This is a genomic window from Nonomuraea sp. NPDC046570 (assembly GCF_040645915.1).
GTDB lineage: Bacteria > Actinomycetota > Actinomycetes > Streptosporangiales > Streptosporangiaceae > Nonomuraea.
In genome coordinates, this window is the sequence record NZ_JBEYZF010000003.1 from 146,265 (window position 1) to 167,205 (window position 20,941).

The following is a 20,941-nucleotide window of genomic DNA, read 5'->3' on the forward strand; positions in this document are numbered from 1 at the left end:
TCAGGCCCCGAGCATGGGCTGGATCTTCGCGCAGACCCCGTCGAGGACGGCCTTGACGTCGGCGCCGGGCAGCCACAGCGGGTCGAGCGCGGCCCTGACCGTCTGCGACAGCTCCGCCTGGCCGGTGTGGCTGGGCTTGACCACGCCGCTCTCGATGCCGCCGATCACGACCTCGCTCAGTTGCTCGGGCTTGAGCAGCGGGTTGCTCTTGGCCAGCGTCTCCACGTTGAGCTGGGAGGCCCTGGGCGGCGGGAAGTAGGCGGCCAGCTTGGCGGAGTTGGCCGGGTTGCTGAAGAAGGCCAGGAAGTCGGTGGCGGCGTCCTTGTTCGGCGACTTGGCGAACACGCCGATCCCGGCCTGGCCGATCACCGAGTACTCGCCCTTGGGGCCGGTGGGCAGCGGCACCAGGTCCCAGCCGAACGTCGCGTCCTTCAGCAGCGAGGCCCGGGAGATCTGGGTGATCGTCATCGCCGCCTCTCCGGCGAAGAAGTCGGCGGTGGTGCCGGGGCCCGGCAGCGCCTTGTCGGTGAAGACGGCCTTGTGCAGGAACGTCATCGCCTCGACCATCTCGGGCTGGTTGAAGCCGCAGGTCCTGCCGTCCTCGCTCCACGCCTGGGCGCCCCAGCCGCGCCACAGCGAGGCGAGGTTGTCCCAGTTCTTGTAGTCGAAGTCGCGCACGACCAGCCCGGCCTTGCCCTCCTTCGCCGCGACGGCCGCGGCGCTCGCCACCGCCTGCTCCCAGGTCCAGCCCTTCGCGGGCGGCTTCTGCCCGGCCTTCTTCAGCAGATCGGTGTTGACGAACACGGCGAACGGCGAGGTGGAGAACGGGTAGGCGTAGAGCTTGCCGTCGCGCTGCCACAGCTTGGTCGACGACGGGGTGAGGTCGCCGGCCTCGGTCAGCTTCCCGTCCAGCGGCGCCAGCGCGCCGGAGGAGACGAAGTCGGGGGCCGCGCTCTCCAGGATCCAGGCCAGGTCGGGCGCGTTGCCGCCGGCGATCTGGGTGGTGAGCGTGGTGGTGTAGCTCTCGAACGGCAGCGGGTCGAAGGTGATCGGCCCGGCCTCCGGGTGCGCCCTGGTGTACTCGGCGGCGATGTCGCCGAACAGCTTGAGATGGGCCTCGTTCGAGGTCCAGATGGTCATCCGCAGGCCTTTGGCGGCGGCGGGAGCGGGCTGCGCCGAGCCGCCGCACGCGGTGGTGGCCAGCAGCCCCGCCAGCGCGAGGCCGGTCAGGCTCTTCTTGATCATCTGTTCTCCTTGGGGGGTCGGTCAGTAACCTGCCACCTGGGGCCAGCGCAGCTCGACGCCCTCGCGGGTGAGCCGTCGCTGGAAGTCCTCCAGCAGGGCGGCGCTTCGCCGTACGGCGTGCGGGGTGGTGGCCTGGTCCAGGCAGAAGGCCGCCAGGGCGCCCGCGGCCTCGCCGACGTTCCATTCGACGGGGTGCAGCCGGTAGGCGCCGTTGGTGATGTGGGTGGTGCCGATGTTCTTGGAGGCGGGCAGCAGGTTGACGACGCGCTGCGGCAGGAGCGCGCCGAGCGGGATCTCGAACGGCGAGCAGCCCACGTCGATGTAGGTGTCGCCGCCGGTCGAGGGGTGCAGGTCGATGCGGTACATGCCGACGCCGACCGAGTCGGCGTAGGAGACCGCGCCCTTGTCGCCGCGCACGGCCAGCGAGAGGTCCTGCTCGGCGACGGTGTAGAGGGCGCGGATGCGGCGCGACTCCCTGATGTAGGGCGCCTGGGCCAGGCCGTCGGCGCTGCCGGTGACGTCGCCGCGCAGCCGCAGTCCCGGGAAGCCGGTGCCGCCGTCGGTACGGGGGGCCTCGGTCTGCAGCCAGTACAGCACCGACCGCGACAGTTCCCGCGCCGCCTGGACGTGCTGGGCGGCGTCGGGCACGTCGATGACCGGGCCGTCCAGGTAGTCGATCATCGGCCAGTTCACCAGCGTGATGTCGCTGGGGTACGCGCCGTCGGTGAAGTTGCGCCTGGCGGCGATCCTGCGGAAGGTCCACAGGTTGGCGTCGCCAGGGTTGACCCGCTGGTCGGCGTCCACCAGCAGGGGGTCGTCGTCGGGGTTGGGGGTGAAGGACCGCTCGACGAGCTCCAGGGTCCTGGGGTGCGGGGAGCGCCAGGACAGCAGCCTGTCGCCCCAGAACGGGGGCTGGTAGTCGCGCCAGTAGTCGTAGGCGGCGGGCCGGTCGATGGTGTGGTCGCCGTCGACGTGGTCCATCGCGAAGCACACCGACACGGCCTGCATGTTCAGCGGCTGCGCCGCGGCGGGCGCGCTCGGCTCCCCGGTGTCGCCCTGCGCCTCGAACCCGGTGACGTACTCGGTCCCGGTCAGCGGCAGCAGCTCACCGGTCTCGGTGGCGTCCAGGACGTACGGCGCGCACACCGTGACCCGCTCGCCGCCGTCGTCGCGGTGGGCCAGGTGGACCGCGCTCACCCGGTCGCCGTCGACCTCCGCGCCCACCGGCCGGTACGGCTGCAGCACCCGCAGCCGGCCCGCCCCCCGGTAGGGCGCCAGCATCGACTCGATCACCGCCACCGCCACCCTCGGCTCGTGGCACAGGCGGCTGACGTGACCGGCGCCCGGGTTCAGCTCCCGCCAGGCCCGCGACCGCTCGGTCAGCGGGTAGTACGCCCGGTAGTAGTCGCGGATCCCGTCGCGTAGCGCCCGGTAGCTCGCCGTGACGCCGAACCGCTCGACCCACGAGTGCTCGTCCGGCGGCACGGCCTGGCTGGTGAGCTGCCCGCCCAGCCAGTCGTACTCCTCGGTCATGATCACCGAGCGCCCGGCCCGGAGCAGCGCGAGGGCCGCGGCGACGCCGCCCAGCCCGCCGCCCACGACCACGGCGTCCGCCGATAGTTCCACCACTGGGGGTTACCTCCTGTTGTTCGGTGCGAGGGTCGAGCCGTCGATCAGCTCGCAGTCGAGAAGTTCCTGCGGGGTCCCGCCGTTCTCGAGCAGCTCGGTGAGCAGCTCGACGGCCCTGCGCCCCATCTCCTGCCGGGGCATCCGGAATCCGGTGAAGTCGATGTCCACGTGCACCGGCCTGGTCGGCGCGCCGAGCGCGACGATGGACAGCTCGCCCGGGACGTCGAGGCCCCGGGCTCGGGCCGCGTGCACGATGGCCACCGCGTCGGCCGCGTCCTCGGCCAGCGCCACGGTCACCCCCGCCGCCGCCAGCGCGTCGAGCACCTGTTCCGCCGTCCGCCCCGCTGCCCGCAGGTGCATCGCCAGGGCGTCGCCCGCGGTCGCCGGCGAAGGCTCGTCGGGCCGTACCACGAGGTCGGTGCCGAGCCTGTGGGCGGTGGCTTCGGTGAAGCCGCGGATGCGGTCCACGGTGGACTCGGCGCCCTCGCCCGCGCCCACGTAGGCGAGGCGGCGGTGGCCGAGGGCGATGGCGCGTTCGGTCAGGGCCCGGGTCGCGTCGGCGTAGGCCGCGCCCACGTACGGGACGGGGGCGCCGGCGTCGTCGCGGCGGCCGACCGACACGAACGGGATGCCCTCGGCCAGCAGCCGGGCCAGGTCGTCGCGGTCGAGGGTACGGCCGAGCAGCAGGCAGCCGTCCGCCAGGCGCACCCGGCTGTCCTCGCTGAAGATCCGCCGCCGCCCGCCCGCCGCGCCCGCGCTGGTGAACAGCAGCAGGTCGCACCCGGCCTCCTGGGCCCGCTCCTCGATCCCGATGAGGAACGGGTGGTAGAAGTCGGCGCTCACGGTCGGGAAGACCGCCTCGTAGGTGAACACGCCCAGGATGCGGTTGCGCCGGTCGGCCAGCCGCCGCGCGACGGGGTCGGCCGCGTAGCCGGTCTCCCTGATCACCCTGAGCACCCGCTCACGGGTCTCGGGGGCGATGCGCACCTCCGCGTCGCTGCGGTTGTTGAGCACCAGCGACACGGTGGTCTGGCTGACTCCGGCCATCCGGGCGATGTCCTGCTGGGTGAGGCGGCGGGTCACGGTGTGTAGCGTCCCCTCTGTGCTAATGCGCATTAGCGCGTTGGACCGGCATCCTGCACGAGTGACGGCCACGCCGTCAACCCCTCGCTGATCGGCGTTGCTAATTCGCATTAGCGTCTTGACGAGCGATACCGGAGTGGCCGAGCCTGAGCGATCAGTGACATCACCCACCGTGAAGGAGCAGACGTGGGGATCACCCGACGCGGCCTGGCCCGCGGCACCCTCCTGGGCCTGGCGGCGAGCGCCCTGCCCACCCCGGCCGAGGCCACCGTCGCCGAGGAGTCCTTCCTGACCCGTCCCCTCAGCACCTTCGACCAGCGGCGGTACTTCACCTATCCCACCCACAACGGCTTCAGCCGCGAAGGCGCCCGCCTGGTGCTCGGCCAGCTCGAAGCGGGCACCACGAGCCTGTGGGAGCTGGACCCGCGTACGAACCGGGACCGCTTCCTCGCCCGCTTCAGCACGCCCCCGTCCGACCGCAACCCGTTCGTCTGGTGGAACGTGCACGGAGGCCGGCTGGTGACGTGCGCGGAGAACGCCGTCTGGCTGATCGACCTGACGGCCGCGCGACCCGAGCCGGTCCGGCTGTACACGCCCCCGGCGGGCCGCGCGCTCAGCGTCGTGGTGAACCTGCACCCCGGCGGCGACCGGGTGCTGTGCAGCCACTACCCGGCCCCCATCACCACGGGCCCCACCACCGCCGTGGAGATCGACCTGGACGGCGGCGGCTCCAGGGACGTCTTCGAGGGCGGCGTGTTCGCCACCCACTTCCAGTACAGCGCCAGGGATCCCGCCTGGATCGGCTACTCCCTCGGCGGCGGCGTCCGCGCCTGGGCGACGCACCCCGTGCACGCCCCGCGGGGCGAACTGATCTGGGACCAGGCCGCCGCCGGGGTGCCGCTGGGCACGCACGAGGTGTGGAAGTCCCGCGCCGAGACGGGCTGCCTGATCGTCGGCGTCGGCGGCCCCGCCGCCGGACTCTGGATGGCCTACCCGGACGACCGCCCGGACCGGCTGCTGCAGCGCGGCCCCGAAGGCGCGAACGGCGCCTACAACCACTGTGACATCTCCGCGGACGGGCGCTGGGCGGTGGTCGACACCAACGGCCGCCAGGGGTCCGCGGCGGGCTCGACCGGCGCGGTCGCGCTCGTCGACCTGTCGGGCGAGCACCCGCCGCGCACCCTCGGCCTGGCGGGCTGGGGCGCGGCGCACCCGGGCCACCCGCACCCGTCCTTCTCCCCCGACGGCCGCCGCGTGGCCTACACCGACACCGAGGCGGCGACGGGCCGTACCCGGGTGATGCTGGCCGAGCCGCGCGGGTCGTGGACTGCGGCGGAGCCCGCCTGGCAGGCAGAGGCGGAGAGCCTGCCGGTGACCGTGACCGGAGGCACCAGCGAGGTGTTCGCGGACCCGCAGTGCGGCGGCGGGCACGGCCGCCTGTTCAGGCCGGGCGTGCCGGGAGGGTCGATCGCCTTCGAGGTCCCGGCCCCCGCGCCCGGCCGCCGGAGGCTGCGGCTGCGGCTGAAGCGCCACTACGCCCGGGGCGTCTACCAGCTCTCCGTGAACGGCGCCGCGGTCGGCGCCCCCATCGACCTCTACTCCCCCGTCGCCGCCTACGCCGAACTGGAGTTCCCCCGCGTCCTCCTGCGGCCGGGCGCGAACGAGGTCCGCCTGACGCACGTCGGCCGCCACCCCGACGCCACCGGCACGCCGGGTGACTGCGCCGTCGACCGCATCGGCCTGCGATGATCGACATCCTCTAGAATCGACCGGTATGAGCCGTGGCGTACTGCTGCTGACGTTCGATGACTTCTTCGTCCCCGAGTGGAGCGCGGCGCGCGAGATCCTGCGCCGTCACGGCTCGCGGGTGACGTTCTTCCTCAGCGAGCTCGACCGGGTCGCGGACTGGGCGCCGCTGCGGGAGCTGGCGGAGGACGGGCACACGGTCGGCGCGCACGGCTGGCGGCACCTGCACGCCCCCGACCGGATCGCCGCCGTCGGCGGCCCCGCCTACCTGCGCGAGGAGATCGGCCCGTGTGTGGCGGGGCTGCGCGCCGAAGGGTTCGCGCCCCGCAGCTTCGCCTACCCGGTCAGCGCCAGGGACGAGGGCAGCGACGAGGTCCTGTGCTCGGTGTTCGCCCGGCTCAGGGGCGGGCTGAGCGTGCCGTACGACACGGAGATCGCCGCCGTGGAGGAGTTCTTCGTGCCGGTGGACGCGCTCGCGGAGCGGCGGGTGCTGATCGGCGCGGGCGCCGACACCGGCAAGCTGTTCCAGCCGCGCGGGCTGGGCGACGCCTCGCTGCTCGGCGGCCTGCGCAGGGCCGCCGAGCGCGACGAGTGCCTCACCCTGTACGCGCACGCGATCGCGGGCACGCACGAGGCGAACCACATCTCACCCGAGCGGGTGGGGTGGCTACTGGATCAGGCCGCCGAGCTGGGGCTGCGCACCCTCGGCTTCGACGACCTGCCCGTTCACGCCCCGGCCACCAGCTTGACCAGCTCGACGCTGGAGTAGGCGGGCACCCCGTCGCGGGTGACGACCGCCCGTACGGTCACCCACCCGGTCCGGCCGCCGCCCCAGGTCACCAGCCGCCCGCCGCGCACCCCGGCCAGCGACCGGTCACTGACCTCGTAGGTCACCCGCGCGCCGGTCAGGTCGGCGGGGACGCCGTCCCAGCCCGTGATGGCCAGGTCCGCGTTCTGCGGGCCGGTCGCGGGCAGCTCGGCCGCCGAGACGGTCAGCTTGAGGTCGGACTTGATCACATTGGACCGGTATCCGGCCAGGTCGGCCGGGTACCAGGCGATCTCGGGGACGAACCGGCCGCGCTCCCAGCGGGAGAGGTAGCCGGGCGCGTGGTGCTGGTCGGCGGTCAGCGCGTACAGCGGCCTGCCCTGGTACACGGCGACGAAGCCGTGCGGCGCGACCGGGACGGGCGCGAGGCCGCCGGGCAGGTCCAGCGTCCTCGGCTGCAGGTCGTGGCTGGCGACGATCTCCAGGCCGCCGTCGAAGGTGGTGTGCGAGACCTTCAGGTCCTCGGTGGTGTAGCGGAAGCCGGTCATGGCCCGGCCGAAGCACCTGCTCGCCACCTCGCGCTGCACGATGGACAGCGCCTTGATCGCCTCAAACCCCCGGCCCATCCGGAAGTCCCCCTCCATGGCCTGCGCCTGGTAGTGCATGTTCAGGCCGAAGGCGAGCGCCCAGCTCAGGTTCTCGGTGGTGTCGATCGACCGGTCCAGGTTGTGCGGGTAGAAGGCGACACGGTCGTGCATGACCGCGGTGCCGAGCGGCCACTGCTGGACGGTGACCCCGTTGCGGTTCGGGTTGTCGTAGGTGCCCGCCCGGTCCCGCTGCATGGTGTTGAGGTAGAAGCCCAGGCTGGAGCTGAGGTGGCGGAACAGCCGGTCGCCGCCGACGCCCTCGGTGCCGATCGGCACGATCGCGCCGGACTTGCCGGTCAGCTCCACCAGCCCCTGGCAGTAGGCGTGCGGCGGTCCGGCGAAGTCGGCGGAGTGGTCGTACTCCCTGCGGGCGATCTCGTCCTGGAACATCATGTCCATGCCGTACAGGTCGCGGAAGGCGCGCAGTTGGTCGGTGATGAACTTCTGGTGGTTCGGCCGCCACACGCCGACGAGGTAGCCGAGGTTGCCGGTGTGCGTCTTCGTGACGAGCCGCCCGCGCCCGTCGCGGATGCCGATCGCCTCGATGCCGCCGAGCGCGGCCACCCCCTTGGTGCCGTCATGGAACCAGGTGGGGTTGGTGTAGGCGCTGGCCAGGAAGCCGCGCGCGTGGATCAGGTCGATGAGCTGCTTGAACCGCGCCGCGCCGCCCAGGTAGTCGAAGGTCAGGAAGTCGGGGTAGTTGTGGTCGTGCCGCCCGTCGGCGTAGTAGCTGGCCAGCTCCACGCTGTACGGCCCGCCGGGCACCGCCTTCAGGTACTCCGAGGCCACCTCCGGCCTGCCGGTCGCCCAGGTGCCGCCGACGGGCTCCCACATGTCCATCTTCAGGTGCAGCGACTTGGCCAGCCTGGCGTGCAGGGCGGGTGAGAGCTTGGCCGCGAGGCTCGGCCAGGTGCCGACGCCGTTGTCGTCGCGGTAGCGGGCGAACAGGTCGAACGCGGTCGTGCCGTGGACGACCCTGACCGGCGGCAGCGCGCCGGTCTCGCCCGGCTCGATCCAGGTGTCGACGCGGTGCGTGAACCCGGTCAGGTCCTCCTCACGGGAGCGGGCGCCGACGACGCCGAACATGGTCGGCTGGTACGGCGTGACCTCCTTGGGCTGCACGGAGTACACGCCGAGCGCGGAGCCCGGCTCCTCGAACAGGATGAGGTCGTGGGTGGCGGTCGGCATGCCGTAGTTGGCGAAGAAGCCGTTCTTCAGCACGTTCCTGGTGTGCGCCATGCCGCCCCATTTGGGGGTGATGCCGAGGATGCCGTCGGCCAGCGTCCGGTAGGCGGCCTCGGGGTAGGTCACCCTGCTGATCGGCCTGGTCCACCGGTTCTGGACGGCGACGGGGGTCAGCTCCAGGTGGCCGGGCGCCAGCCGTACCCGCGTGGTGGAGTGGACGAAGCCGGGGACGTCGTGGGTGAGGGTGGCCTCGTCGGGGGCGGTCCGGGTGACGGCGACGGTGGCGTCGGAGGCGTAGACGCTGGTGCCGTTGTCCCAGCTGACCGCCCACGGCAGGACGCCGGGCGCCTGGACGCGGCCGGCGCCGCTCCAGTCCATCAGGCGTCCGTGCTGGTCGATGAGCACTCGCTCGGCGCCGGAGACCAGCTCGACCGCGCCTTCGCGGCTCCAGCCGGCGACGGGGCCGCCGTCGCCGGTCAGTTCGATGCTCTCCAGGTCGAAGTCGAACGGGTCGGGCGAGGTCTTGTCGTCGGGGAAGAACACCACGACGAGCTTACGCAACGGGTAGGTGAGCTTCTGGTCGACCTTGGCGCTCCAGGCCATCAGCGAGAGGCGCTGCGGCTCGAAGGTGAGGCGGGTGCGGCCGTCCCAGTTGACGGGGTCGACGCGGGTGGCGAGCGTGCCCCACTCCTCGCCGTCCTTGTCGAACAGCTTCAGCCAGAGGTTGCCCTTCTTGGGCGTCACCGGGGTGAGCCAGAGGTTGACGCGCTCCAGGTGCTGGGCGTAGGGGAAGACGACGGAGAACTCGCTGTACTGGCCACGCATGGACACCCGTCCGGCGTCCGACATCGTGGTGTTGTGCAGGGAGGCGGGCGCGAGCAGGTGCTCGGTGCCGTCGGCGACCAGCTTGACGGTGGCGGCGGCGCCGAAGGCGGGCTGGGCCAGCGCGATCGTGGTGGCCGCGGCCGTGGTGGTGGCGAGGAAGGATCGGCGGGAGACCTGGGTCATGGGGGGTGACTCCTCGGGTGTGGGGTGTTTACCGCCCGGTGACGGGCTGTCCGGTGAGGGGTATGCAGGGCGCTGCCGGGTGGCGCGCTGTAGACGCGTTTGCCGTACCTCGCCGTCGCGTCGCGGTGTGATCGTCGCCACGGGCCGCTCGTCGAGCCCGCCGTCCTGCCAGCGCACGCTGACCAGGCCGGTGGCCCCGACCCCGGGCTCGTGGCGGGCCAGCCCGAGCCGGTCTCCGTGGAAGCCGTTGGCGTGCGGGTAGGTCAGGTGCGCGCCCATGGCGACGATCCGCATGACCGGCTGTCCTCTCAGTTCCCGACGAGCTGGGCGGAGCGGAACAGCGCGGGGTTCTTGGGCGCGCCGCCCACCCCGCCGCCCCACTCCAGATAGCCGTCACGCGCGTCGCCGTTGGTACCCGCGTCGGCGTCGTTGACCAGGAACGACAGCCCGATCACATCGGCCGGGGCCTTCTCGAAGCCCAGCGACGCCCACGGTACGGCGAGCCGATACGTCGTGGTCTTCGCCGTTTCGTCCCGCACCGCGCTCACCTCCGCGCCCGGGGTGGGCCCTGCCTGCTGGCCGGGGGGCGGCGTCCAGGTGTGGGCCACGGGGCCGCCGGGCAGCAGCGCCGCGCCGACTTCGACCCTGGTCCCGGTGAGCTCGCTGGGGAAGGCCGAGTAGATGTCGAACTGGAGCGAGTCGACCTGCCAGGCCAGCGCCGCGGCGCGGTCCGCGTTGTGCGTGTCATCCTTGATCACGGCATCGAGCACCAGCCCCTGATCCGTATGCGTGAACCGGATATTTCCGGAAATATCCGCCGGGCCGGTGCTGGTGCCGCCGCGCAGGCCCACCCAGCGGCCGAGGGTGTTCAGGTCGATCGGGTCGAGCGTGGTGGCGCCCGCCTTCTCGATCGGGCTGAAGCTGAGCTGCCCGCTGTCGGCGCCGCTGCCCGAGGCGGCCGTGAGCGTCGCCGAGTAGCCGTAGGAGACGAACGGCTTGGCGCCCTGGATCGGCACGCTCACCGTGGCCGTCCCCAGCGGCGGCGCCTCCGCCAGGTCGCCGGCCACGCCCTGCCAGGAGCCGAGCCGCCAGGTCAGCGAGGTGGGCTTGAGCGCCGTCTTCGCGCTGTTGTTGGTGTAGGTCAGCTTCAGGCTGTCACCGATCACCGGCCGCGCCTTCACCGTGAACGGCCTGACCACGTCGGTCCCGCCGCGCAGCCGCGCCACGCTGTCCCGGCCGCTGGAGACGGTCGCGGTCACGTCCCGCCTGCCGGTGACGGCCGTGGCGGGCAGGTCGAGCGTCACCGAGGTGCGCTTGCCGCGCTCGGTGGCCAGCGTCGCCTTGACGCCGCCGACCTCGACCTTGAGCTCGCCCGGCAGCTTCGCGCCGCCGGTCCGGTCGGCGGTGACGGTGACGGGCAGGGTCTCGCCGGTGACCGCGCGCTCGGGCAGCGTGGCGGCCAGCGGGGAGTCCTTGACGCCGATCGACCTGGTGGACCCGGACAGGAAGACCGGGCTGGCGTCGAGGTCGAGCAGGATGGCGCCGGCCTTCGGCCGCAGGGTGGAGACCGCGCCGAACTGGTCGGTGAGGGTGAGCGTCCGGTTGGTGCGGATCTCCACGGTGCGCGGCGCGGTCGACCACATCACCCGGCGGTCGCCGGTCATCGGGTAGCCGTAGACGGCGGCGTCGCCCAGGTCCAGCCTGGCGCCGAGGCTGCGGCCCGCGAGCTGGCGGATCAGCACGGCGTTGGAGATCGCGGCGGGCTTCGGCGCGGGCGCGGCCACGCCCGATCCGGCGCGCCTGAACAGGCCGAACCTGTGCTCCCGCTCGCCCGCGTTCTCCCCGTCGTCGAGCAGGTCGTACCAGTAGTACCGGTCCGCGCCCGCCGCCTTGGCCAGGGTCTGCGCCCTGATCAGGTAGTCGGCCTGCTGGGCCTCCGTGGACCCGGCGGTGTGCGTGGGCCAGCCGTTCTCGCTGACCCAGATCGGCATGTTCTTGCGCTGCTTGACCTTCTGCACGAGCTGCGGGAACTCGGTGGTCAGCACCGTCTTCTCCGGCGGCGTGCCGGGACCCTCGCTGGCGTAGCCGTAGAAGTTCACGCTGAAGGTGTCGAGGTGGTCCAGGCCGCCCTGGGCGAAGAAGTCGTCGTGCCAGGCGAGCTGGGTGCCCGCGGAGGTCGGGCCGACGATGTTGGCGGCCGGGTTGGCCTGCTTGATCACCGGGCGGGCGGCCTTGACCATGTCGAGGTAGCACTTGGCGGTGATGCCGCAGGCGCCGTCGTTGAAGCCGGTGGAGTTGTACTCGTTGTAGATGGAGACGTCCTTCGCCAGCGGCGCGTAGTTCGCCGACACCGCGGCGCCGAACTTGGCGAACGCGCCGAGACCCGCGACGGTGCTCGGCGTCTTGCCGCCGTCGTAGAGCGGGTTGCGGTAGCCGAGGATCGGCATCGTGGCGATGCCGTACTCGGCCGCCTTGCGCAGGCCCGCGTCCAGCGCGTAGGTGAAGTTGTAGACGCCCGGCTGCTTCTCGATCGCGCTCCAGTTGGCGTCGGATCGGACGTTGCTCCAGCCGATCCGGGAGGCGGTCTCCAGCAGCCGCTCCTCGTAGCCCTGCTGCCAGCCGTAGTGCACGGCGACGGCGAAGTAGGGATCCTTGGCGGCCAGCGCGGTGACGACGCCGAACGAGGTGGTCCTGGTCACCGGGACGCCGAGGTCGGTCTTGGCGGTCAGCGTGTAGTAGCCGGGGCCGAGGTCGGAGATGTCCAGCGCGGCGGTGCCGTCGGCGACGGGCAGCGTGCCCTGGCGCAGCGGGACGCCGTCCGGGTCGCCGATCGTCCAGTCGATCCGGTCGTCGGCGGCGGCGAAGGTGATCGCGTTCCGCCCCTGGGTGAAGACCAGGGACGGCGAGGTGACGGTGAGCTGCGAGGGGTTGGTGAAGTGGACGTCGATCCTGGAGAAGCAGACGCCCGGCATGCTCGCGGCGTCGGCCTTGACGTTCAGCCGGAAGTCGGCGCCGTTGGCGCGGTTCTTGAAGTTGACGTTCGGCAGCTCGAACTGGTGGGTCTTCCACGTACCCGAGCCGGTCAGCGCCAGGTTCGCGCTGCCGGTGAACGCGCCGGTGGTGGAGTCGTAGTGGACGTCCACTCCGGTCGGGCCCGCGTCGAAGTAGCTGACGACGACATAGGCCGTGGTCGCGCCCGCCGGGATCGCGGAGTCGGCCACGTCCACGTAGACGTACCTGTTGTACGGCGTGCCCGAGGTCTGCCAGCAGGACACGCCCGCGCGCTCGCTCACCGCGGCGGCCGGGTTCTTGTCGGCGTCACCGGGCCAGGCCCGGTCGACTCCGGTGTAGACGGGGTTCGCGCCGAGCACCGCCGAGGCGGCGGCCGGGGCGGCGTGCGCGGGTGGCACGGCCAGCACTCCCGCCGCGAGCGCTGCCGCGGCGATCCACCGTAAAGTGGTTCTCATACGAGCTGGGTCCTTTCCTTCTCGTTGGGCGCCGCCCGCCCCTCTTCGCCGTCGTGGCGGGCGGCGCTGTCCGTCTCCGCTCACCGGCGGTGCTCAGTGCCGGTGGTGGTTGTCCGGTTGGTGTGGATCTCCCGGGTGTTCCAGGCCGGGGACGAGTGTGAGGCGCGCGGCGCGCCCCGCGTCCAGCCAGTGCGCGAAGGCCCGCCGCCGGGCGGCTTCGCGAATCTGGCCGCGCAGTTCCTCCAGCGGTACGGCGGGCCGGTAGCGCCGCAGGGACGCCACCTCCTCCTCGGGTGGCTCGACGGCTTGGGTGACGGCGGAGTAGACGGCGCGGACGGCGGCGCTGCCCGCGTAGGCGGCGGCGTAGATCGATCCGAGCTCGACGGCGGCCCGCTGGTCCAGGCCGGGCCCTTCGCCCGGGGATTCGGGCAGTCCTCTGGCCCGCGCCTCGGCTTCGCAGAGCTGTTCGGTGAGGACCACCTGGGCGACCCAGCGGGCGAGCTGGCGGTCCTCGGAGCTGCCGATCACCGGGAGCGCGGCCGAGCGCGGCCCCCGGCGCAGCGCGTCGATGCGGTCGTCGACGAGCGCGCGGGGCACGGCCCGCCCGTCGACGTACCCCGCCACCTCCGGGTGCGAGTGGCTCACGGCTTCACCTCCAGGCGTACGGCGGAGCCGTACTGCGCCCGGCCGAACCACATGACCTTCGGCAGCGCCCACGCGTGCCCCGGGTCGGCGTCCGGCGGGATCGTCACGGGGAAGGCCAGCTCGGCCCGCTCCCCCGGGCCGACCGTGAACCCGAGCACCGCCTCCGGCAGCCAGTCCCACGTGCCCCACGGGGAGACGAGCTGCGCCTCGCCCCTGATCTCGTCGCGGGTGTCGTTGCCGAGCAGCAGGGTGACCACGCCGCTCTCGCCCGCCCGCAGCACGATCTCGTCGTCGGCCACGGCCAGGCCGAGCCCGGTCGGCCTGCCTTCGGAGGCCGGAGTGCCCTTGAACACCTCGGGCGCCGCCTCCGCCAGCCCGGCCTCGGGCCGCGCGGTGGGCGCGTCCGGCTCGCCCACCGCGACGGTGACGACGTCCTCGTAGTCCTGCCCGCCGTGCCCGGCGCGCGCGGCGACGAAGTACAGCCCCTGCCCGGCCCCGGCGGCGGGCGTGACGGTGACCGGCACCTCCAGGGGCCGGTCCCGCTCGACCGTGTACGGCACCCGCGCGGGCTCCACCGCCCACCCGCCGGGAACGGCCATCTCCACGACGCCCGCCACCTGGGCGGAGAGCTGCGTGGCGACGACGACCCGGACCTCGACGGGTTCCCCGTCCGTCCTGAGCAGGCCGGGCGAGGAGGTGACGCTGACCGGCAGGTACCCCATGGGGGCGGGCCCCCTGTTGTGCAGCCAGTAGCGGGAGAACACCGGCTGCGCCACCTCCGCCACCGGCCCCAGCACCACCCCGCCCGCGTCCTCGTCCGTCTCCGGGGTGAGGACGACCGTGGCCACCTCCGCGCCGCCGAGCACGAACTCGGGGAAGTCCTTCACCGGCTCTCCCGCCCGTTCGAGCAGGTCGGCGGCGTGCGCCTCGCGCACCCGCAGGCTGCCCGACACGCGGGCCTCGGCCCCGAGGCCGGTGGCCTCGACGACCCGCAGCGTGACCTGCCCCGCGCCCCCGTCCTCCGGCAGGTGGCCGTGGGCGATGGGGTTGCCGGTCGGCTTGAGCGTCGAGATCAGCACGTCGCGCTGCGGTTCGAGGCGCAGGAGCGAGTGCCGGGCGGGCAGGTCCCCGCCGTGCCCCGCCCCGGCGCGGGCGTACAGCGGATGGTTGAACTCCTGCCCCTGGGCGGGCAGGCGCGACGACCGCCAGTCCCCCTTCCCCGACACCAGCGCGTAGCGGAACTCGTGGGTCCAGTGCTGCAACTGGAAGGAGGTCCCGTCCGGCGCGGTACGGCGCGGCGGGTCGATCCAGACGCCCGACGGCCAGCCGGTGCACGAGCGCATGAGCGACAGGTGCAGCGCGCCCGTCGCGTCGACCGCGAAGCCGGGCAGGCCGTAGGTGAGCAGCGCGGCCGTGTGGTCGGTGAGCCGCTCGGAGGCGGGCAGGTCGCCGGGGCAGGCGGCGTGGATCACACCGGTCGCGGCCTCGGCGGCCACCTCGGCGACCGCCTCCCTGGAGATGACCAGGGCGGGCAGCGCGCCGGGGTCGCGCAGGTCGGCGTTCGGCCGCCACACCTCGGCGAGGGGCCGCTCGGCGGGCACCCACACCCTGCCGTGCGCGCTCAGCGCCTCGGTGTACTCCGCTCCCACGCGGTTCAGCAGGTCGGCGGCCACCTCGTTGTCGCCGGGGCCGCCGATGACGACGCGGAAGTCGGGCAGGTTGGAGTCGACCTCCAGCCAGCCGTACCTGGACCAGTCGGCGCTGGAGGTGGTGGCGGTGACGCCCGCCCTGGCCAGCCCGACGACCAGGTCGCGCGCGAGGTCGGCGGCCTCGGCCAGGTCCGGCACGACCACCTCGGCCACCCCGAGCGCCCGCTCCGCCACAGCACCGCCGGCCGTCGGGTGGAGGCGGACGCGGGCGGTGGCGGACAGGCCGAACCAGGTGTTGGCGGGGTTGTCCAGCGTCCACGGGGCGTCGGCGCTGTCCACGTCGGGGAGGGCGAAGCCGCGGCCGACCACCGCGCCCGCGACCTCCGACACCGGCAGCGCGCCGGGCAGGTCGATCGGGAATCGGACCCGCAGGAGCCGGTCGGCGCCCGCGAAGTCGACGACGCGGGTGACGCATTCCACCCGGTCCACGCCGTGCCACAGGGTGACGACCTGCTCGAAGGTGAGGCCGTCCACGGCGCCGGTGATCATCAGGCGTTCGCCGAGCGGGCCGCGTTCCGCGCGGACGGCGGCGGTGCCGTCCGCCGAACCGGTGACCTCGCCGGTGGGCAACAGGTGCCACGGCCCCTCGCCGAAGCGGGGGTGCTCCGGATACTCCGCGTAGAGACGCAGCTCGTTGCCCACGGTCCCGTCCTGGAGGAGCTCCCGGCCCGAGGCCAGGTCGGTGACGCTCGTCAGGGCGCCGCCCCTGGCGGGGTCGGCGGTCACCCGGTAGCGGGCGTTCGCGATGGTGGCGCCCTCGGCGGGCGTCCACGCGCCGGGCACGGCCGCCGCCGGCCGGTTCGCGTCCGGTGGGAGGAGGCGCCAGGTGCGCCAGCCGAGGGCGGGCACGTCCTCGGCGAGGAAGCGGAGCATGCCGCGGTCGGCCATCGCGGCGACCGGCTCTCCCCGGTCGTCGACCAGCCGGAAACCGGCCTCCGCGGACGGGGCGCCGGCGGGCAGGGGGACGGAGGCGAGGGCGGTGCGGTCGAAGGAGAGGGTGTTGGCCACCACCACGGCGAGGCCGTCGCCGGTGGTGTCCACCCGGCCGACCAGGGCGTCCAGGGAGGTGTCCACCACCGAGGCGGCCAGGTCGTACGCCTCGCGCCACCCCGACAGCAGGTCGATGTACACCTGGTCCGACTCCGAGCCGGTGATCGCGTCGTGGTGCGCGCCGTACGCGAGCTGCCGCCACACCTTGTCCAGCGCCGCGTGCGGGTAGGAGCCCAGGCCGTGGAGCACGGCGAGGGTGGCCAGCTTCTCCGCGTCCACCGCAGCCACCTCGCCCGCGCGCTGCGCCTGCTTGGTGTCGATGTACGACACGTCCTTGCCGGTGTAGACGGGGTTCATGTCGCGGGTCTGCGGGCTGAACGACCCGGCCGACGCGCGTACCGCCGACAGGAAGTCCCGGGGCGTGCCGCAGACGAAGCGCGGCCACACGTACCGGGAGGCCCACTCGCGGTGGATCGCGGTCACCCACTTGTTCGGCGGCGAGTAGTCGGTGCCGACCGGCAGCAGCAGGTTGCGGGTGGCGCCGACGGGCTTGAGCCGCCGGTACAGCTCGTACACCGCGTCCATGGCCTCCTCCAGCGACGGCGCGGAGTCCATCCACCAGCCCGCGGAGTAGTGGTGCGGCATGTAGTGGGTGAGCACGCCCAGCCCGGACGGCGAGATCCACTCGAACTCGGAGGGGAACTGCATCGCCCTGGCCGGCCCGCGGAGCTGGTGCGGCACGGTCTCGATCGGCCCCCACTGGTGGAAGGGACCGCGCGCCCACGCCGACCCGGTCAGCCCGGCCGCGGCCAGGTAGCCGGGGAACTGCGGGTCGTGGCCGAACACGTCGAGCTGCCAGGCGGTGGCGGGGTCGCCGCCGAGGATGTCGCGCTGATAGCCGACGCCGTACACGATGTTGCGGATCGTCGTCTCGGCGCCGGTCAGGTTGGTGTTCGGCTCGTTGTAGGTGCCGCCGACCAGTTCGATCCGGCCCTCGGCCATGAGCGCGCGCAGGTCGGCGAGCCGGTGCGGGTGGGTGTCGAAGAACGGCTTGAGGTAGTCGATCTCGGCGAGCACGAACGCGTAGTCGGGGTCCCGCAGCGCCAGGTCGAGGTGCGCCTCCACCAGGGCGAACCCGTTGCGTTCCCACAGCGGCCTGGTGGTGGCGTCGCCGGCCAGCATCTCCCACGGGGAGGTGTAGGCGGCCTGGGTGTTCCACCAGACGGGGTCGTAGTGGAAGTGCGAGACGAGGTACATCGTCCAGCCGGGCTCCTCGACCGTCACCTCCGCCTCGAAGCGGGCGTCCGCGGCGGTCACCACGACCGGTACGGCGGTGCCCGGTGGCAGGTCGGTCGCGATGGGCACCTCCACGACGCCGGTGCCGTCGGCCGTGCCGTACAGGCCGGATCCGGTGACGGTGACGCGGGCCGCGGCACCCTCCAGGTGGACGCGGACGACCTGGCCCTCGGCCAGGAACAGGTCGGTGGACTCCACGGCGGTGATGCGTGTCGACAAGACGAGTTAACCCTTCAATCCGGTGAATCCGACACCGCGCACGATGTACTTCTGGAAGACGATGAAGATCAGGACGGGCGGCATCAGCGCCATGAACATTCCGGCGATCACCATGTTCTCCTCGGAGAACTCGGCCAGCCTGGGCAGCGCGACCGAGATCGGGTGCGCCTCGCCGTCGGAGATGGCGACCAGCGGCCAGAGGAAGTCCTTCCACGCCCCCATCAGGGTGAGCAGCGACGTCACCGCCAGGATCGGCTTGGACATCGGCAGCACGATGTAGAAGAACATCCGCCACGGCCCGCACCCGTCCACCTGGGCGGCGCCGAACAGTTCGCGGGGGATGCCGTCGAAGAAGCGCTTCATCAGCAGGATGGTGAACGCGTGCGCGGCGTGCGGCAGCCACACCGCCCACGGCGTGTTCGCGATGGACAGGCCGCCGGTCAGCGGCAGGTCCAGGATGGTCAGGTAGAGCGCGACCAGCGAGACGCTGCCGGGCAGGAACAGCGTGGCCAGGACCGCGCCGTAGATGTACGTGCCGAACCGCGGGCGCAGCACCGACAGGGCGTACGCGGCCATGGTGGAGACGATGATCTGGGCCAGCCACGATCCGCCGGCCAGGATCACGGTGTTGAGCATGAAGTGCCCGATGCGCAGGTTCGTCCACGCCTCGGCGAGGATGCCCCAGTCGGGGTCGCTCGGCCAGAGCCGCAGCGGGTCGGTGAGCAGTTCCTGGGTGGGTGAGATGCCGCCCTTGACGGTCCAGAGGATCGGCCCGAGCCCGAGGACCAGCACGCCGAGGAAGATGGCGAACTGGGTCGAGCCGAGCGCCGCGCGGACCGAGCGGCGTTTCCGGTCGGAGTCGGAGATCAGTCCGCTCATGTGGAGCTCCAAGCCTTCGTCGCGCGCAGGTACACCGCCGACAGCAGGCCGAGGACCACGGCCAGCAGCACCGAGAGCGCCGCGGCCATGCCGAAGTCGCCGTAGACGAAGGCGTACCGGTAGATGAGCAGCAGGATGGTCACCGTCGAGTCCTCGGGGCCGCCGTCGGTCATCACGAACGGCTCGGTGAACACCTGGAAGGTGCCGATGACCTGCAGCAGGAGCATGAGCAGCAGCACGCCGCGAAGCTGCGGGAGCAGGATGTGCCACACCCGCCGCCAGATCGACGCGCCGTCGCTCTCGGCCGCCTCGTACAGTTCCCTCGGCACGGAGGTGAGCGCCGCGATGTAGATGAGCACGGTGCCGCCGGCCCCCGCCCAGGTGGCCTCCAGGACCAGGGACGGCATCGCCCAGTCGGTGTCCTGCAGCCAGGGGAACGGGCCGAGGCCGACGAGTCCGGCGAGGCCGTTGAACAGGCCGTAGTCGGCGTTGTAGAAGAACTTCCACATCAGCACCGCCACCACGGGCGGCACCGCGACCGGCAGGTACACCAGGATCCTGAACAGCCAGCCGCCCCTGCGCAGCTCCGACATCACCACCGCGAGGAAGATCGGCACGGGGAAGCCGAACAGCAGGGCGAGCAGGGTGAACCAGACGGTGTTCCATACTGCGGTGCCCAGCAGCGGGTCGGCGAACAGGTTGGCGAAGTTCTGCCAGCCGACCCACGCGGCCGGGTCCACCAGGTTGGTCTGCTGGAAGGCGAGCAGGCCGCTCTGGATGATCGGCCACCAGGAGAAGTAGCCGAACACCAGGACCATGGGGGCCAGGAAGAACGCCGAGGCGAGGGCGTAGGAGTGGCCCTTGGCCCGGCGGGCGGGGGGCGCCTGTCCGGCGTCCGCCCGCTCCGCCGCCCGCTTGCCGAGCACCGCCGTCAACGCTGGGACCTTTCGAGGATCGGCACGACCTTGTCGGCCGCCTTCTTCAGCTCGCCGGCCGGGTCGGCGTCCTCGCGGGTGAGGACGGCCTGCACCACGGTGTCGAGCGCGGCGTACAGCTCCTGGGCCGCGACGGGCGGCTCGACGACGAACTTCTGCGCGCCGACGTTGTCGACGAACGGCGCGAAGTTCTCCAGCGGCAGGTTGGAGTTGGCGCGCTCGGCCTCGATCACCGGGCCGGAGACGGCGGCGGAGTAGAAGGGGATGGTAGGCAGGCCCGCCACCAAATTGTCGGCCTTGCGCTTCTGCGCCCGCGCGGCCGCGAGCTGGGGGTCGTACTTCGGCCTCAGGTAGTAGTAGTCGATCCACTTCACCGCGGCGAGCCGCTGCTCGGCGGTGGCCTTGGGGCTGACCACGGCGACCGTGCCGCCCATCAGCGCGCCGCCGTCCGCCGTCATCGGGAGTACGGCCTGGCCGTACTTCTCCGCGTCGCCGCCGAACTTGAGCTTGTAGCCGCTGAACAGGTTGGGCGCGCCCATGACCATGCCGACCTTGCCGGCGGCGAAGTCGCGCATGAGGTCGTCGAGGTTGCGCAGGTGCTGGGTGCCCATCGACTTGTCCTCCCAGCGCATCGCCTTGAGCAGGTCGAGCGCGCCGCGGGTGGGGGCGTCGTCGAAGGCGGCGACGACCCTGTCGCCTTCGGCGCGCTCCATCTGGCCGCCGAAGGAGTAGGTCATCGTGGTGAGCATCCAGCCGCCGGTGTTGTTGGTGGCGTGCATGCCGAACCCGGCGATCCCGGTCTTGTCGCTGATCTTCTTGGCGGCGGCGCGCACCTCGTCCCAGGTGGCGGGCGGCTTGGCGGGGTCGAGCCCGGCCTTGGTGAACAGCTCGCGGTTGTAGATCAGGCCGACCGCGTACGCCTCGGTGGGCAGGCCGTACACCTTGCCGTCGGCGGAGGAGGGGGCCATCAGCCTGGGGTCGAAGTCCGCGGAGTGCTGCACGGCCTTGAGGTCGGCGGTCAGGTCGGCGACCTGGCGGCGTTTGATCAGGGCGGGCGGGTCGGTCAGCGGAATCCGGAACACGGTCTCAAGCTGTCCGGCGGCCAGCCTGGCGGCGAAGGTCTTGGCCTCGTACTGCGTCTCGGTCGGCTTGACGTCGATGGCGGGGTTGGCCTTCTCGAAGGCCGCGACGTCGGCGAGGAAGTCCTTCTGGCTGGCGGCCTGGGTGCTCGGCGGCATGCCGGAGACGGTGATCTCCACTTTTCCGCCGGTGGCCTTGCCCGCTTCCTGGCCGCCTCCGCAGGCCGCGATGCCGAGGAGCGCCAGACCGGTGGCTCCTACGGCGGTCAGTCTGTTCATGGGAACTCCGCTCATGCAGGGGGGAAGCACGTACGGCGTGGCGCACGTGGTGTGTCATGACGGTTGTGCCGGCCGGAGACACTGCTGCTCCGGTGGCCGTTCCGGGGTTGCCCCGAAGCTAGCAATAACGCGTT

At 72.4% G+C, this 20,941-nt stretch carries 12 protein-coding genes; 2 read left to right on the plus strand and 10 right to left on the minus strand.

Features of this window, described 5'->3' with window-relative positions; translation table 11 throughout:
• Genes ABZ911_RS06820 through ABZ911_RS06830 form a run of 3 tightly spaced genes read right to left on the minus strand, consistent with a single transcriptional unit; the run spans window position 1 to window position 3,957 of the window.
• Window positions 1-1,245 (minus strand): sugar ABC transporter substrate-binding protein, encoded by a 1,245-nt coding sequence (locus tag ABZ911_RS06820; RefSeq protein WP_358052700.1) that lies wholly within the window; start codon window positions 1,243-1,245, stop codon window positions 1-3.
• Window positions 1,246-1,266: 21 nt separating this feature from the next.
• Window positions 1,267-2,871 (minus strand): FAD-dependent oxidoreductase, encoded by a 1,605-nt coding sequence (locus ABZ911_RS06825; protein ID WP_358052702.1) that lies wholly within the window; start codon window positions 2,869-2,871, stop codon window positions 1,267-1,269.
• A 9-nt stretch (window positions 2,872-2,880) separates the two neighbouring features.
• Window positions 2,881-3,957: a LacI family DNA-binding transcriptional regulator gene (locus ABZ911_RS06830; RefSeq protein ID WP_358052704.1), complete on the minus strand. Its 1,077-nt coding sequence runs from the start codon at window positions 3,955-3,957 to the stop codon at window positions 2,881-2,883.
• A gap of 186 nt (window positions 3,958-4,143) precedes the next feature.
• Between ABZ911_RS06830 and ABZ911_RS06835 the strand changes: the two genes are divergently transcribed.
• Complete coding sequence (locus ABZ911_RS06835; RefSeq protein ID WP_358052706.1) at window positions 4,144-5,706, plus strand: hypothetical protein; 1,563 nt, start codon at window positions 4,144-4,146, stop codon at window positions 5,704-5,706.
• A gap of 25 nt (window positions 5,707-5,731) precedes the next feature.
• Complete coding sequence (locus tag ABZ911_RS06840; RefSeq protein ID WP_358052708.1) at window positions 5,732-6,472, plus strand: polysaccharide deacetylase family protein; 741 nt, start codon at window positions 5,732-5,734, stop codon at window positions 6,470-6,472.
• Here ABZ911_RS06840 and ABZ911_RS06845 read toward each other — a convergent pair.
• From ABZ911_RS06845 to ABZ911_RS06875, 7 genes are all read right to left on the minus strand, one after another.
• A complete protein-coding gene (locus tag ABZ911_RS06845; RefSeq protein WP_358052710.1) occupies window positions 6,430-9,603 on the minus strand; it encodes a hypothetical protein in 3,174 nt (1,057 codons plus the stop codon). The genes ABZ911_RS06840 and ABZ911_RS06845 overlap by 43 nt on opposite strands.
• A gap of 14 nt (window positions 9,604-9,617) precedes the next feature.
• Window positions 9,618-12,776: a hypothetical protein gene (locus ABZ911_RS06850; RefSeq protein WP_358052712.1), complete on the minus strand. Its 3,159-nt coding sequence runs from the start codon at window positions 12,774-12,776 to the stop codon at window positions 9,618-9,620.
• A gap of 93 nt (window positions 12,777-12,869) precedes the next feature.
• Window positions 12,870-13,421, minus strand: a complete 552-nt coding sequence (locus ABZ911_RS06855; protein ID WP_358052714.1) for a hypothetical protein — start codon at window positions 13,419-13,421, stop codon at window positions 12,870-12,872.
• Complete coding sequence (locus tag ABZ911_RS06860; RefSeq protein WP_358052716.1) at window positions 13,418-17,635, minus strand: glycoside hydrolase family 38 C-terminal domain-containing protein; 4,218 nt, start codon at window positions 17,633-17,635, stop codon at window positions 13,418-13,420. Before ABZ911_RS06860 ends, ABZ911_RS06855 begins: the two co-directional genes overlap by 4 nt.
• Before the next feature lie 6 nt (window positions 17,636-17,641).
• Window positions 17,642-18,514 carry a carbohydrate ABC transporter permease gene (locus ABZ911_RS06865; protein ID WP_358052718.1) on the minus strand — a complete coding sequence of 291 codons (873 nt, stop codon included), beginning with the start codon at window positions 18,512-18,514 and terminating at the stop codon, window positions 17,642-17,644.
• Window positions 18,511-19,440 carry a sugar ABC transporter permease gene (locus ABZ911_RS06870; RefSeq protein WP_358053253.1) on the minus strand — a complete coding sequence of 310 codons (930 nt, stop codon included), beginning with the start codon at window positions 19,438-19,440 and terminating at the stop codon, window positions 18,511-18,513. Before ABZ911_RS06870 ends, ABZ911_RS06865 begins: the two co-directional genes overlap by 4 nt.
• Window positions 19,441-19,445: 5 nt before the next feature.
• A complete protein-coding gene (locus ABZ911_RS06875; RefSeq protein WP_358052720.1) occupies window positions 19,446-20,807 on the minus strand; it encodes an extracellular solute-binding protein in 1,362 nt (453 codons plus the stop codon).
• Window positions 20,808-20,941 lie beyond the last annotated feature (134 nt).

Bases quoted from the DNA above. Each gene is read 5' to 3' on its own strand.
- ABZ911_RS06820 (WP_358052700.1), bottom strand. From the start codon at position 1,245: ATGATCAAGAAGAGCCTGACCGGCCTCGCGCTGGCGGGGCTGCTGGCC.
- ABZ911_RS06840 (WP_358052708.1), top strand. From the start codon at position 5,732: ATGAGCCGTGGCGTACTGCTGCTGACGTTCGATGACTTCTTCGTCCCC.
- ABZ911_RS06845 (WP_358052710.1), bottom strand. From the start codon at position 9,603: ATGCGGATCGTCGCCATGGGCGCGCACCTGACCTACCCGCACGCCAAC.
- ABZ911_RS06850 (WP_358052712.1), bottom strand. From the start codon at position 12,776: ATGAGAACCACTTTACGGTGGATCGCCGCGGCAGCGCTCGCGGCGGGA.
- ABZ911_RS06865 (WP_358052718.1), bottom strand. From the start codon at position 18,514: ATGAGCGGACTGATCTCCGACTCCGACCGGAAACGCCGCTCGGTCCGC.
- ABZ911_RS06875 (WP_358052720.1), bottom strand. From the start codon at position 20,807: ATGAACAGACTGACCGCCGTAGGAGCCACCGGTCTGGCGCTCCTCGGC.